General features: G+C 41.1%; 15 protein-coding genes. 3 read left to right on the top strand and 12 right to left on the bottom strand.

The features are described 5' to 3' along the window. The first annotated feature begins 324 nt into the window (after positions 1 to 324). Complete coding sequence (locus FD723_RS16355; RefSeq protein ID WP_179066259.1) at positions 325 to 849, top strand: DUF6398 domain-containing protein; 525 nt, start codon at positions 325 to 327, stop codon at positions 847 to 849. Between the two features lie 141 nt (positions 850 to 990). Here FD723_RS16355 and FD723_RS16350 read toward each other — a convergent pair whose 3' ends face one another. From FD723_RS16350 to FD723_RS16340, 3 genes are all read right to left on the bottom strand, one after another. After that, positions 991 to 1710: a hypothetical protein gene (locus FD723_RS16350; RefSeq protein WP_179066258.1), complete on the bottom strand. Its 720-nt coding sequence runs from the start codon at positions 1708 to 1710 to the stop codon at positions 991 to 993. A 378-nt stretch (positions 1711 to 2088) separates the two neighbouring features. Next, positions 2089 to 2484 carry a hypothetical protein gene (locus FD723_RS16345; protein WP_179066257.1) on the bottom strand — a complete coding sequence of 132 codons (396 nt, stop codon included), beginning with the start codon at positions 2482 to 2484 and terminating at the stop codon, positions 2089 to 2091. Positions 2485 to 2636: 152 nt separating this feature from the next. After that, positions 2637 to 2861, bottom strand: a complete 225-nt coding sequence (locus FD723_RS16340) for a hypothetical protein (protein ID WP_179066256.1) — start codon at positions 2859 to 2861, stop codon at positions 2637 to 2639. 129 nt (positions 2862 to 2990) lie between these two features. On the opposite strand from FD723_RS16340, the gene FD723_RS16335 reads away from it, so the two are divergent. Both FD723_RS16335 and FD723_RS16330 read left to right on the top strand, forming a co-directional pair. Further along, entirely contained in the window at positions 2991 to 3128 is a 138-nt protein-coding gene (locus FD723_RS16335; RefSeq protein ID WP_179066255.1) for a hypothetical protein, read from the top strand. Between the two features lie 290 nt (positions 3129 to 3418). After that, the gene (locus FD723_RS16330; RefSeq protein ID WP_179066254.1) at positions 3419 to 3871 is read left to right on the top strand and encodes an Hsp20/alpha crystallin family protein; all 453 of its coding nucleotides are present in this window, start codon (positions 3419 to 3421) and stop codon (positions 3869 to 3871) included. Between the two features lie 86 nt (positions 3872 to 3957). On the opposite strand, the gene FD723_RS16325 is transcribed toward FD723_RS16330, so the two are convergent. The 9 genes from FD723_RS16325 to FD723_RS16290 form a co-directional block, all read right to left on the bottom strand. Further along, positions 3958 to 6141, bottom strand: a complete 2184-nt coding sequence (locus FD723_RS16325; protein ID WP_179066253.1) for a CHASE2 domain-containing serine/threonine-protein kinase — start codon at positions 6139 to 6141, stop codon at positions 3958 to 3960. Between the two features lie 193 nt (positions 6142 to 6334). Then, a complete protein-coding gene (locus tag FD723_RS16320; protein WP_179066252.1) occupies positions 6335 to 8392 on the bottom strand; it encodes an FHA domain-containing protein in 2058 nt (685 codons plus the stop codon). Continuing rightward, positions 8389 to 8496, bottom strand: a complete 108-nt coding sequence (locus FD723_RS44140; RefSeq protein WP_336884945.1) for a DUF6760 family protein — start codon at positions 8494 to 8496, stop codon at positions 8389 to 8391. Before FD723_RS44140 ends, FD723_RS16320 begins: the two co-directional genes overlap by 4 nt. Positions 8497 to 8534: 38 nt before the next feature. Continuing rightward, on the bottom strand, positions 8535 to 8918 hold the full coding sequence (locus FD723_RS16315; protein ID WP_179066251.1) for a phage tail assembly protein: 384 nt from the start codon (positions 8916 to 8918) through the stop codon (positions 8535 to 8537). Positions 8919 to 9396: 478 nt separating this feature from the next. Then, the gene (locus FD723_RS16310; RefSeq protein WP_179066250.1) at positions 9397 to 9744 is read right to left on the bottom strand and encodes a hypothetical protein; all 348 of its coding nucleotides are present in this window, start codon (positions 9742 to 9744) and stop codon (positions 9397 to 9399) included. An 11-nt stretch (positions 9745 to 9755) separates the two neighbouring features. After that, positions 9756 to 10250 carry a phage tail protein gene (locus FD723_RS16305; protein ID WP_179066249.1) on the bottom strand — a complete coding sequence of 165 codons (495 nt, stop codon included), beginning with the start codon at positions 10248 to 10250 and terminating at the stop codon, positions 9756 to 9758. A 22-nt stretch (positions 10251 to 10272) separates the two neighbouring features. Next, positions 10273 to 10728: a phage tail protein gene (locus FD723_RS16300; RefSeq protein ID WP_094331970.1), complete on the bottom strand. Its 456-nt coding sequence runs from the start codon at positions 10726 to 10728 to the stop codon at positions 10273 to 10275. 103 nt (positions 10729 to 10831) lie between these two features. Then, a complete protein-coding gene (locus FD723_RS16295) occupies positions 10832 to 12493 on the bottom strand; it encodes a phage tail sheath C-terminal domain-containing protein (protein WP_179066248.1) in 1662 nt (553 codons plus the stop codon). Between the two features lie 30 nt (positions 12494 to 12523). Beyond that, entirely contained in the window at positions 12524 to 13363 is an 840-nt protein-coding gene (locus FD723_RS16290) for a Pvc16 family protein (protein ID WP_179066247.1), read from the bottom strand. Positions 13364 to 13832: the final 469 nt, after the last annotated feature.

Below are 13832 nucleotides of genomic sequence, written 5' to 3'. Positions count from 1 at the left end.
CTTAACCTTTATGAGAAATCCCGTCCTTTAAGGTGTTTAGCTTATCTTCTATCCATGCTCCCTAACTTCACTTGTTGAAGTATGCGCTTATTTTAATTGGATATGAATTTCCAAGCTATGCAGAAAAGTGCAAGAATATATGCCACTAATAATATTTTGTTAATCCAGATGCAATACAGTTCAGATAAGCCCAAAATACTTGTAGAGACGGCGATTTATCACGTCTCGAAAACCCAAAATTGTTGCCAGTAGTCCTTAACCCAAGCGTATTGAATCCAGATGTAGATTGTCGCAAGGTCAGTAAATAGACATTGGATGAAAAGTATGGCCAAACCATTAGGCGAAAAAGTCCCCAAGCAGATGCAGGGGAAATTTGAGGAAATCACCCACCTCACCGATGCCTTTTGCTCTCAACATCTCAACGCCGAATATGCAGAGATGTCGCGGCAACTGGCAGCTGCTCTCTGCCGTAAGCGTCCCTCACCCCTAGCAACAGGACTTGCCAAGTCTTGGGCTTGTGGCATCGTCCACGCCCTCGGCATGGTTAACTTTCTCTACGACTCCTCCCAGACTCCCCATATTAAAGCTAGCGAACTCTACCAAATCTTTGGCGTAGCGGAGAGTACAGGACAAGGGAAATCCAAAGCAATTCGGGATGCGATGAAGATGAGCTACTATGACACTACTTGGTGTTTGCCCAGCCGACTGGATAGCCATCCAACTGCCTGGTTAATTTCTGTCAATGGATTACCTATAGATGCGCGTTACACTCCGCGCGAAATTCAGGAAGAAGCATTCGACAGGGGCTTAATTCCCTATTTACCACCGATAAACGATTCTGAAGAGTGATTAGCCAAATTAACTTTACTTCAATTTGAAGTACAAATAAATTACATTAAGGAGGTATGAGGAATTCCCATAAAAAACTCCACGCCACTTGCGGGATGGAGTTTCCCGCCGACTTCCAATAAATTTGTTTTCTCAAGACGCTCACTGATTTTTAATTTGTTTAGATGTAGCTTCCATAAAATCTAGAAAAACTTTTATGAGTTTATGGATTCCTTCGCTACCTCCTGCGATTAAACCTCCCGTCAGTAATGCATCTAAACAACGGAAAATAACTACTTGGATGGGATTATCTAAATCAATAACTACAAGTGGTTCAATTGAGCGAATACCAATTGCACTAATTAAAAGACCGAATAACAAGGATGTCCATAGAGCAATTATTCTCGTATCAGATTTATAAGCTGTTCTTTGACGCTCTTTTTCATTTATTCCATCCATTTGTGGCTTGAATATGTTTAATGCGTCTTGTTGACTTTGTGTAAAATTTTGAATGATTTGCTGTTCTAAACTCATTCCTTCAGGCGGTAGTCCACTGTTTTGATTTGATTCCAAAGAAGAAAACTGTTTTTGTTGGACTTCCATAAGTTTTATATTATTAGATACTAGAGCCTTTTCTTGCTGAATACTAATATCTAACTGTTCGACAAACGAACCACGCCAAGTAGTTAGAAAAACTTCTAAAGAGCGTTCCAATAACAAAGAAATAAATAATTCTAAGGTAAGTAACTGAATAATATCATTAACCCCAAATGGTTTTAAAACGAATGGTTTAGATGATAACCAAGTGGAAAAAGTTACTACTAAAAAACTAATAATGATTAACACAATAAATAGAGGAGATTCTGGAGAAAGCTTTCGCAACGTATCTATACTCCTGTTTCGCGTCACAATATCTAACACAGCCTAGAGGTGGGAACTACACCTGCTGAGTAACTTAACAACGTTAATTTGATAGAACAGTAAATAATTTATTACCCAACTCTTTTTTCTAGGAGTGTAATGGCTACGTCACGCACCCCCGCTTTCCTCTAAGATGCCTTGAGGACAGGAAGGCGATTAGAACAAGCAGCAACTAAAAACCCCTCCAAGCTTGGAGGGGTTACAGTAATTTTTGGTAATGGGATGGTGATTCGGGGGACAAAGCAGCTTTTCCTTGCTGAAGACGCATTTTCTTGTCAAAGCAACCAGATGAGAGTACAGCATTTCATAAATCCGTGACGAACCTCTGCAACACTATACTTAGTTAGATAATTCACCATTAATATCAAGTGATGTCAGCTGCGATTCGACAGCGTTTAAATAACCTGTATCATTTAAAGCTTGTGCTGGTAACTTTTTAGCGTTGACAGCAGCTTTTACCACATCTAGTGCAGTCAGGTTTCCTTTTTGGTATTGAAATAACAAAGCACTACCGCTAGGAATTCCCTGTGCTTTCAGATTACCTTGATAAGCTAGAAATGCAGTATCAAAGGGTTTGAGGTAGCTGACGTTTGTAGAATGAGTGGATAAATTGTTAGAGTTGATAACTATAGGTTCGCCACTATTGTTTGTAAGTGTTTGAGCGCCACCAATTCCAGGTAATAAAGCAATAGAAGCAACAATGAATACAGAATCTAGCAAAGTGGAGAGTTTCATAGGATTATCCTTAGTTATAGTAAAGTGCAATTAGTAGTCTTGAGTAATAGAGTCTTATTTTTTATCGGTCTAAACTTCCTGCACTCAGTTCACCTGAACGGTTGATTTGTTCCTCACCCATTCGGGTGATTTAATTGAGCGCATCCGACAGTTCATTCAAAATTGCTAAGACCCATCATGTGATAAGCAAGAACAGCAGTATCAAATGGTTCGAGGTAATTGATATTTGGAGAATGGCTGCATAAAGTATTAGATTTGATATCTGTGTTGATTGATGTGCCATTTTTGCTATGAGTTGCTATTGGAGTCCGAGCGATTCTAGGTAGGATACTAGAATCAACAATATGTGCCAAATTGAGCGAGGGAAAGAGTTTCATGATTGATACTGTATTGGTTAATAAATCAACAGCTAAGTTCAAGACAAATTTGAAAAGATATGTATTTAACTGAGGTAATCTAAAAATTTATGCAGCGCTGTTAAGTAAGTAGACGCAATTAAATATAAAATGTCATTGCGTACTCCTTTGGAGAACCGGCAGGGTACGGAACGAAGTGAGGCGTGGCAATCTCAGTCTTTGCGATTGCAACTCTTAGAGACGCTCCGCGAACACTTCGTCAGCAATGACGAACTATCTTATATTTAGATCCACCTACTTACTCAGTTTTAGGTATCGTATTTCTGCACTATCCCCTTCAACACCAGATTTATTGCTTAAGTATGAGTAAATCTAATTTATCTATTCGGTTTACCGAACACAAACAATAGAGTAAACCGTAATCTTTTTTCTATGTCTAATTGGGGACGGTAATCATCAATAAATTAGTGCTAATAACCGAATATATATCAAACTAAATTTTACATAATATGAATATGTAAGCACAAATTGAAGTGCAAAACTAATTAAATAAAAGCTAACTGCTGCGAGGAATAGTTATGACACTAATTCGTTTAAATACTTCGAGTCAATTTGACACTGTACAACATCTAATTAATAGTTTATTTCAAGACACCGGAGTAGCATCTGGATTGTTTGATAGAGGCTTGAACAATGTTCCTGCTGCTGAAATACAAGAAACTGAAGATGCAATTTATCTGAAGCTAGAACTGCCAGGTTTGGAAGCTAAAGACCTAGATGTGCAAGTGACAGAAAATGCTGTTCACATTAGCGGTGAGCGGAAGTCTGAAACTAAAACTGAGGAAAAAGGCGTTATCAAAAGTGAGTTTAATTACGGTAAGTTTCAACGCATAATTCCTCTATCTGCTCGAATTCAAAATACTAAAGTTACGGCAGATTATAAAGATGGTATCTTGAATTTGACACTGCCTAAAACTGAGCAAGAAAAGAACAAAGTTGTCAAGATTAATTTGGAACAATCTGCTACCTAATAGGTTGCGATCGCAGTATTCTACCTCCAATGATTAATTGAAATAACTAAAAGCCTGGTTATGCGAATAACCAGGCTTTTTTCTCACTACTCGATACTTTCGAGAGTTTTCAGCACCTCTGCGGCTGACTGATATCGTTGAGTAAAGTCAAAATGTACCATTCTATTTAAAATCATAACCAACTCGTTTGTCGCGTCAGTTAGTTCGCGCCAATGTTGCCAAATCTGTTGATTGGCATTAGTTCCACTTTGGATAATGATTTCACCAGTATTTGTGTCTCTACGAAATTCTCTCGGATCTACTCCAGTTAAACCTTGTATTCCCATAATTCCCAAGGCATAAATATCGCTGTTGAGTTTTGGCAACCCGCTCATTTGTTCAGAAGGTGCATAACTAGGAGTGCCAATTGAAATTGTCTGAGCTTCTTGCTGCTGAGGTTGAATCTGCTTAACAGCACCAAAATCGATTAAAACAATATGTTGATCTGATTCTCGCCTAATCAAGTTACTAGGTTTAATATCTCGATGAATTACGCCATAGCTGTGAACAAAAACCAGCACGTGTAAAACTTCTTTGAGCATCTCCACAACTTCAGCTTGTTTGAGTCGCTTCCCAGAGGATAGTTCTTTATCCATAGCGTGCCCTCGAACAAATTCTTGCACTAGAGAAAATTGGTGATTTTCTTCAAAAAAAGCTAAGAGTTGGGGAATTTGTGGGTGCTTACCTAAAGTTTCTAAAATTTCTGCCTCAGCGTCGAATAAGCGTCTGACAACATTTAAATATTCTGCATCTTGGCGGGGAGGTCGCAACTGTTTAACTACACACTGCGGATTCCCCGGACGCTGGATATCGTTAGCGACATAAGTGTTGCTAAATCCTCCAGAACCCAAGCGTTCAATAATTTGATAACGGTTGTTTAGTAGCGTGCCTAGTGCAATGTCTTGCCCGATGGAATCAGCAATTACTGTTGGTGCTTCATTTGAGGCGTCGCCGCGCTGCCGTAAAAGACCTTGCAATTCCACAATTAATTGTTGGTGTTCTTGAACCCGTTGGGTAATTTCTTTTTGCTCTTGCTTGGTTTGATAAGAACTATAGGCAAGGACACTCCCGGCAGTAAATACTAACCCCAACGCTGGAGGTATGACTGGGAACCATCCAGCTTGGGAAAAAATGACAAAATTAGCTCCGAATAAGACTGCAAGGGCTGTTGCCGCTGCTAATCCTAAGCCTAGTGGATGTTGAATTCGCCATACCAGCAACCCACCAACTACAGTCCATCCCCATATCCAAAGAACTTTACCCCACTCAGGCAAAAACCAAAATAGAGGCTGTTTGTTAAGAACAGCACTGAGAATTTGACTAACGCTGTGGGCATGAATTTCAATTCCTGCCATCTTGCCGGAATTATCTGACTTACCACTAGCAAAGGGCGTATTAAAAATATCATTTAAACTATTAGCTGTTGAACCAATCAAAATAATACGGTCTTTTACCAAATCTGGTTTAACTTGATTTGCAAGTACTTCTGTAATAGTTACTTGCTGGGCGACCTGATGACCAGAACGATAATTAAGCAGGATTTGGTAGCCATTTGTATCCGCTTTCTGATAACCGCCAGCGCTACTTTGCAGGGGTTTAAAGAGAGTATTACGTAGTCGTAGTTCCTTTTTGGGGGTAAATTCTAGCTGGATACCTCCGACTTCTAAATATTTGAGTGCTAGTTGTAAGCTAAAAGAATAAGTACTTTGACAAGAATCGGACTTTTCTGCACTTACTAATAATAGGTTGCGGCGAATTGTAGCATCAGTATCTTCTACAACATCATTAAATCCAACTCGCTCTGCTTCCACGCCTTTTGGTGGTGCGATTCCTGGATTGTTAGAACCAGAATGTTTACAAATAGGAATGATGATATCACTCTGTTGTAGACGTTGCAGTAGTTTTTCATGACCTGGCTGTACTGGTAAGTCACGAAAAATATCTAGACCAATGGCTCGCGGTTGATATTCTTCAAGCTTGCCTAACAGTCGGTCTAGAAGTTCGCTAGATAAGGGCCAGTTCCATTTTTGGATATCTTTTTCAGTTAAAGCAACAATCAACAGACGAGAGTCTGGGCCGGGGTCGGCACGTAATTGCATCATTTCGTCGTAGACTTTCATTTCCAGAGGCTCGAAAACCCCCAGTTTTTGAATGCCTACTAGTAAAATTGTAGCGATCGCACTTGAAAGAATAACTGGCTGTCTAAGTAAACTTTTAAAATTTACAACCATTTTTTTTAATAAGTTTTACTTTAAAATATAAGTATATTTTGAGATTAATTTTTATTATTGAAATTATTCTATGCAATTTGCAACTTTTCAAAAACTATAGTAATTATATTTTACTTGCAAAAACCAAAATGCTCAGATCCCCGACTTATTTAAGAAGTCGGGGATCTTTGTGTTCATAACTCATTGAGAATTGCTATATCTGTTTAAGATAATGCACGATCGCCTCTGCTGTTGGCAAATTAGTCGCCAGTAGAACTTGATTAATATTGCATAATCTCAGTAGTGCTTCTTCATTCGCTTGACCAGGTTGGGATTGTAGCAAATCTCTCAGGAAAATCACTGCTAAAATTTCTCCTGCTCCAACCAATGAAGCAATTGTTTGATATCCTCCAGAAGTTGGTGCGGGAGTTTGTTGACTAATAGTTATCCCTGACTGTTGATGTAAAACTTCGCCAACAGATGGCCATGTAATTGTAAAGCTCTGTGAGAAAAACTCTTGATGCTGAGAAACAAATTCGGCAAGTTCTGATTTCTTGCTTTCATGAGCGATGAGTACTATATTTCTTTCAATGATTGTTTGCGGAGGCTCACTTACATTTGCTTCTTCTAGAGTTTCTTCTGGGGTTTCATCAGGTTGAGTCACTTCTATTTCAGAAATTTCTTCAATAGTTGGATTGATATTCTCAGTGACTCCACTTTCTCTTGTTTCCAAAGATGGAATATCGGCGAATTCAGATACTTCACTTTGTTGGGCAGAAACATCATCGACATCTACACTGACTTGTTCAGTGTTTGTATTAGGCAAATCAATGTATTGATTGCTAAAAATTGCCGCAACGTTATCATCAGATGCGGTTGATGCTTCAGAAACTTCGCTAATTGTTTCATCAACAACCGGACTAGATTCTACTTCGTCAACAACAGTTGATGCCTCAGAAACTTCGCTGATTGTTTCATCAACAACTGGGCTAGGTTCTACTTCGTCAACATCTGCGCTATCTGCTATTGTAATTGGCGTATCTAAATCTACTGCTTCATCAGTGATATTTTGTGTAACTTGGCTCAATGTTTCTTGCGGCTCAATATTCGTGTCTTCAGCAACATCTGTACTTTCTACGACTGGCGTATCCAAATCTACTATTTCATCATGAGTAGCTTCTGGAACGGCGCTTTCCTCTTCAGATACTTGATGGAAAATATCGCGCGGTTGTACGAAGGTGACTTCTGCTTCTAGTGCTGCTTCTAACTCTGCGTACTCATCGCTGCCAACTTCTGGAATGGTATTCTGTGGAGGAACTTGATGGAAAATATCGCGCGGCTGTACGAAGGTGACTTCTGCTTCTAGTGCTGCTTCTAACTCTGCATACTCATCGTTGGTAGCTTCTGGAATTGGACTTGTATCACGTCGCTGTACGAAAGTAGATTCTGTTGCTAGTGCTGCTTCCAAGTCTACAGCCTCATCGTGGTTAGCTTCTGAAAAGACAATTTCCTCTTCAGGCGTTTCAATGATGTTTTCAGGTGCAGCGATCGCATCATCAGCTAAAGTAGAAGAAACTTCTGAAGCTTCACTAATTTCTGGAAGTTCTACGTCTTCAACATCTGCGCTGATTTCTGGTGCAACTAATGTTCGCAAATCCACAATTTCATCACGAACATCGTGTGGAACTTCGTTGGCTGCTTCAGGAGTTTCAATGATGTTTTCAGGGACGACTATCTCAACAACCGGGATAACATCATCACTTTGATTAGAAACAACTGCTGAGATTTCGCTGATTTCTGGGGAAGGAGGATTAATTTCAGGGGTTTCTACTTCTTTGACTACCTCTGGGGGTGGATTAACAGCATTGGCAGCGCTGACATTTTCAGGCGATCGCGGCCGAGAAAACAGTGAAGGGTCTATAATTCTAAAGACTGTCTCTGGTTGCTCATAAGCGGGAGCAACTGCCTCCAAAATCAAAACGTAATCTGCAATCCGAATAATATCTCCATCACTTAAAGAATATGGTCGATCTTTTTCAGCTTGTTTCCCGTTAAATATTGACCCATTTCTACTGCCAAGGTCAGAGAAGTAGTAATTTCCACCTTTAACAAAAAACTTAGCATGTACCCTACTGATATCAGGGCTGTCTAGGAGTAAATCAGAATCAGGAGAACGACCTATTAGCCATTCTCCTCTGGTTGTTGTTTCGATGGTAAGGTCAACTTCATTGACTTCACTTAGATTTGGTGAGTAGCTAACTTTTACTTTCATATTAATTTTTGGTTAATTTTATTGATTTCTGCCACCCATCGCTGACGGGTAGTATGTTCTAAATTTAAAATATCATCTTGTGACCAGTGGAAATGATAAGCAATAAAAGCTACCTCCTCATATAAAGTATCAGAGGGGTAGCTTACGACTCCCCCGCCAGTTCTAGCTCCACTGAAAATTGAGTATTACAGTGGGGACATTGTGTCGGAATATGTACATTACCTTGCTGATTGATTCGATTATAAAATTCTCGGAGATAGGCAATGTCATGTAAAAGAAGTTCTTCGAGTAAATCAGGGCTAACAGAGTTGAAACTACCCAAACGAGTAATAACCCGTGCAAGCATCACCAACACCCCATAAGCTGGATTTTCCTGAACTTTGCGCTCTTGTTGCACCAAAATTTCATCTTTGGCTGTTGCTAAACGCATCACCCCATGACGATGTACTCGGTGTTCGCTATCACTCAATCCTCTAGGAAGAGTAAAGGCAAATTCTGTGCAGAGAGTATCTTTCTTACGGCGCATAGGTTATTTAATTTGGGCATTGGGCTTTGGGGAGTGCTGAGTTAAGAGTTAGGAAGAAATATTATTGTTTCAAGCTTAAAACTCGGAAATTGAGCCTTTTTACTCGAACGTTGAACCTTTGAACTCGGAAGTTGCACCTTTTTGCTTGAACGTTGAGTCTTTGAACTCGGAAGTTGCACCTTTTTGCTTGAACGTTGAACCTTTGAACTCGAAAGTTGCACCTTTTTGCTTGAACGTTGAGCCTTTAAACTCGGAAGTTGCACCTTTTTGCTTGAACGTTGAGCCTTTGAACTTGGAAGTTGCACCTTTTTGCTTGAACGTTGAACCTTTGAACTCGGAAGTTGAGTCTTTTTGCTTGAACGTTGAGCCTTTGAACTCGGAAGTTGCACCTTTTTACTTGAACGTTGAGTTTTTGAACTCAGCACGGGCTAAACGCCCCGCTACCGCTAACAGCACTCCTCAATGCCCCATTCCCAATTCAATTATGAAGAAGCGCTTCGGGAGAATTTACTGTATCTTCCGATATGGAAGTTTTGCCTTCCAAGCCATTGATTCGACGGTAAAAATCTTGGAGGTAATTTAAATCTTGGGAAAAAAAGTTTTCCACAATTGCCGGAGTCACTTCTGATAAAGCACCCAAGTGGGTAATCACTCGCGACAAGATAATAATGGTGGCATAAACGGGATTAGCTTTAACGCGTGGGTCACGCAAGGGTGCAATCTCGTCTATCGCCGTTGATAACCGCATTACACCTTTGCGGTGGAGGTTGCCTTCAGAGTCTAGATACCCCTTTGGCAATGTAAATTCAAACTCTGTAGGAAACATAATCCTCCTAATTACTTCACGCGTTTAAATTCCTCAAAAGCAACCTCCACTTCCTCAATTTCGATGTCATGGCTGCGGGCGTTAACATCGGCAATCTTGTAACTTGCAGGCCAAGCACCGGCTAATTCAAATCTGGCGATTTCTTCATTTGCCTGATTATAAATAGACAAAGCAACAAGTCTACGTTGCTGTGACCAATCACCCTTTTCGACTTTTTCAAACCACTTCCAAAAATCCATAGAGTTGGTAGTACCTCTACGCAAAGTGAGATTACCACTCTTAGAATTGCTAGGAAGCTTAGTTCTCACCACCTGACCTTTTGATTGCCCTTTTTTACCCCAGGTTTGAGAAGTGACTTCACAAATTTCAATTACTTCTTGGGTTCTTTTGAAGCCTTGACACTCCAAAAAGAAACAATTGGCATCATTTTGACCTTCTAATGTCAGTTCTAAATAGAACCGATGGGCTGTCAGAACTTCTGGAATTCGGCTTGCGGATTGTACCACTGTTAATTACTACAAATGCTAATTATTTAATTCGTTTAATTCCTTCGTGTACCAATTCAACAGTCTCATTTGCCATATCGCCACCAGAAGCAGTTAAGGTAGGCCCGGTGTATTTACAGGGATAACAATTGACGATGTTCCAGCGTGCTTTTTCAGAGCCTTGTTGGTCGTAAGCAACCACCGAACCAGTCTTACGATTCTGTGCCCACTTCCGAGGATCACCCATGTCTTCGTTACAATCTTGATACCATTTATAAAGGTCTATATCATCTGTGGCGATAACTTTGACTGTAATATTGGTAAATTTAACAACAGTTGGTGTTGCTTGACGCATTAGTTTAGCGCCCTTAGATGAACCGTGAACTTCTTGCGCTGGTGTATTTTCAACGCCTAGTCCGCTAATTTCTTTGATGAATTTATCAGTAATTCCGTCAGCCTCAAAGTAAAATTTACAAGAGGTTAAAAATTCGCCTGCCATACTTTTAGACTCCTTTGTGTGTAATTAATTTTGAAATGGGAAATGGGGAATGGGGAAAGAAAGACGCGATAAATCGCGTCTCTACAAGAGGAGAATTCTTGGTCTATTCGCTATCTTCAATGCCATTCCATTGGCTGATGCGGAAAACAACAAATTCAGCCGGTCTGACGGGACAAACACCGACTTCAATATATAAACGTCCTAAAATTCTGGTTTCTGGTGGGTTCAATTCTTCGTCGCACTTGACATAAAATGCTTGGGCTGGAGATGCGCCAAATAAAGCACCTTCACGCCAGATGCGCTCTAAGAAGTTGCTTACAGTACGGGTGACACGCGCCCATAAATCTTGGTCATTCGGTTCAAAAACTACCCACTGAGTCCCCAGTTCTAGGGATTTTTCGATATAGCTAATGAGCCGACGCACACTGATGTAACGCCACTCTGTTTTATCTGGCTCAACTAGAGTGCGTGCGCCCCAAATGCGGATACCTCGGTTGGGGAAGTTACGAATGCAATTTATTCCCAGTGGGTTTAATAGTTCTTGTTCGCGGAAGTTTGTGTCATAGCCCAAACCAATTACGCCTCTGGGAACTTCATTTGCAGGGGCTTTGTAAACTCCTCTGGTTTCGTCAGTGCGGGCCCAAACACCCATCACATGACCGCAAGGAGGTATTAAAATTGGATTACCGCGATCGCGTGGATTTGGTACTTTAATCCAAGGATAATAAAGGGCCGCAAACATCGAACGACGGTTAAATCTATTCAACCACTCCACTACTTGCTGGGGTTTGACAGCATCCGGTGGCGCATCAAGTACAACCATGCGGTTGGGTGGATTGGGAATATCGCCACTGGCAGAACCCTCGCACATACTAATCATCAGTTCGATGATGCCATGAACTTGATCTAAATTAAGTACCTGCTCTTGATAAGCCCGCATCACATCAGGACAAGCCAGCATTGTGATTTCATCAACTTCAAAGATACCGCGTACCCCGGTGCGATCGTCTCTAACCCCTTCTAAATTTTGCGAAAATCTATCGGGTGGGGCAGCGACAATGGGCGGCGCTAGTTCATATTGACCATTAACAGGGCGACGAGCTAAAGGCTGTCCGCTTTGAGTGACATCTTCTACAGTGACATACATGGAATTTCTCAATGCCGCCAGCGCATAAGTCGCTGTTTGACCACTAGGCTCGCGGTTCATTGTCAAATTTTCGTATTGCTCTAGAAGTTCATCTCCGCGACGAATTTGGATGGTGAAATATTCGCCTGTATTTGGAGGCGCTTCTCCTTCAGTACCTTCAGGTAAGGCGCGGGGCGAACCATCAATAATTACAATATTTACTAATCCGCCTGATGCTTGCTCAGGGCGCAAAGTAAAGCGGAGGGCTGGACGATTACCTCTAGAGTTAATTCTGAGGGTCGCCGGTTCTGGAGTTGCCGGTCTGGGTGCGCCTGGTAACTGAGTCCCAATGCTTGTTACCCAGCAACGACCACCACCATTCATAAAGTAGCCGTAGACTGAAAAGGGTAAATAGGCATTGAAGTCGGTGAAGCCGTCAGAGTTGGGACGCGCAAAGTAGTTTAAAAATTGCGTCCAAGTGGTTACTAGCATGGGCTTGTATAACTCAGCCCCACCGCGAACGTCTTCTGTAAAGCCGACAAATCCGGCAACTGCTGTGCTAACACCTTCAATTGGTCGGCTACCCCGGTCAATTTCTTCGATGTAGACACCAGGAGCAAAGTAATCAAGTCTAGCCATGAAAGTTTCTCCAAGTCAGTAAAAATCTAATTATTCAGGAGTTAGAAATATTTCTTTGAAAGTATGACTTTGGTTATCTACCAATGCATTGACGTTTTGGGGTAAATAGCCAGGATGATTCAGAGTCAAAACATAATTACCTAAATGAAGGTCTTCAAAGAAGAACAACCCTTCTTTAGTGGTTAATATGGATTTTTCAGTTCCCCTCACAGCTACTTCTGTCGCTACCAACGGTAAATTTGTCACCGCACTTTTGACAATACCTGCGATCGCAACTCGCCTCGTTAATACTAAACTGTCACTATCGCGAGATAATTGATTTCGCAAATTGAAAATTCGCTCCCAAACCAAAGGCACTGGAGTCGGTTGTGGCTCGAAGGGGATTGTGACTGTCAAATATAAGGCTGAACGCAATGGCACATTGAGAGCGCTCCATAAAGAGCCAATCTCAATTGGCGGCTCTAGGGCAACTGTCATGTTCAAATTACCATAGCCCCGTAATTCAGAAACCAAAAACTCCTCTTCCAAGGTGCGATGGCGCAACAGCACAGTCAACGCCTCACTAATAAAGTGATGCTCACCTAAAGCTGTTCTATCCCAGGCTGTTAAGAGCAGCGAAACATCAAACCAAGCCGGTGCCCAATTTACAGTAGCAGGTTGTAGAGCGCGTGTTAGCTTGCGTTCTACTTGCCTGCCAGAATGTTGTACCTGCTTACTCTCACGTATATCAAAAATGTATAAATTGAGAGTTGGCCCTGCTCCCTCTTCCCTGCGATTACCAGGATGGCTAAAGTCAATTTGCTCTGTACTGGTAAGCGAGGTTCCTCCAGCGAGAATTTCGGCTAAAGTTTGAAGAACGAAGATAAGCATGAAGGTATTATGCTGGTAGCTAATCCAGATGCCTCTAGAGTATATGTATCAGTCTTCTAAAGTTAATTAGACTTTTGTCGATATTTTTCGATGGGGAATTGAAAAGAGGCAGAGGGGCAGGGTGCGGGGAGCGGAGGGGAAAATTCTTCTCCCTGCTCCCTTGCTTCTTCCCTACTCCCCATCTTCTCAAAATGATGATTGAGAGGACTGAAAAATATTAGCTTTTCAATAATCCGAAAAGTAGCAACTTCAGTTTGTAGATTAGTCTTGAGTAGTTCTTGATTGGACGCATGACATTTTTTCTTGTGGAGTAGACCGAAAAGCCTGCCCTAAAGCGCCAGTCCAACTTTCATAGATGAATAAGTTCGTAGTCAAGACTTTAGTCTTTGGTTTGAGCGCTTCAGCGCTCTCTACGAACAGATTCATCCAAGTGTTGTAAATAATAGGTACTATATACCTATATATACTT

The sequence above is a fragment of the Nostoc sp. C052 genome, assembly GCF_013393905.1.
Taxonomy (GTDB): domain Bacteria; phylum Cyanobacteriota; class Cyanobacteriia; order Cyanobacteriales; family Nostocaceae; genus Nostoc.
This window is presented reverse-complemented; position numbering and strand designations above follow the sequence as displayed.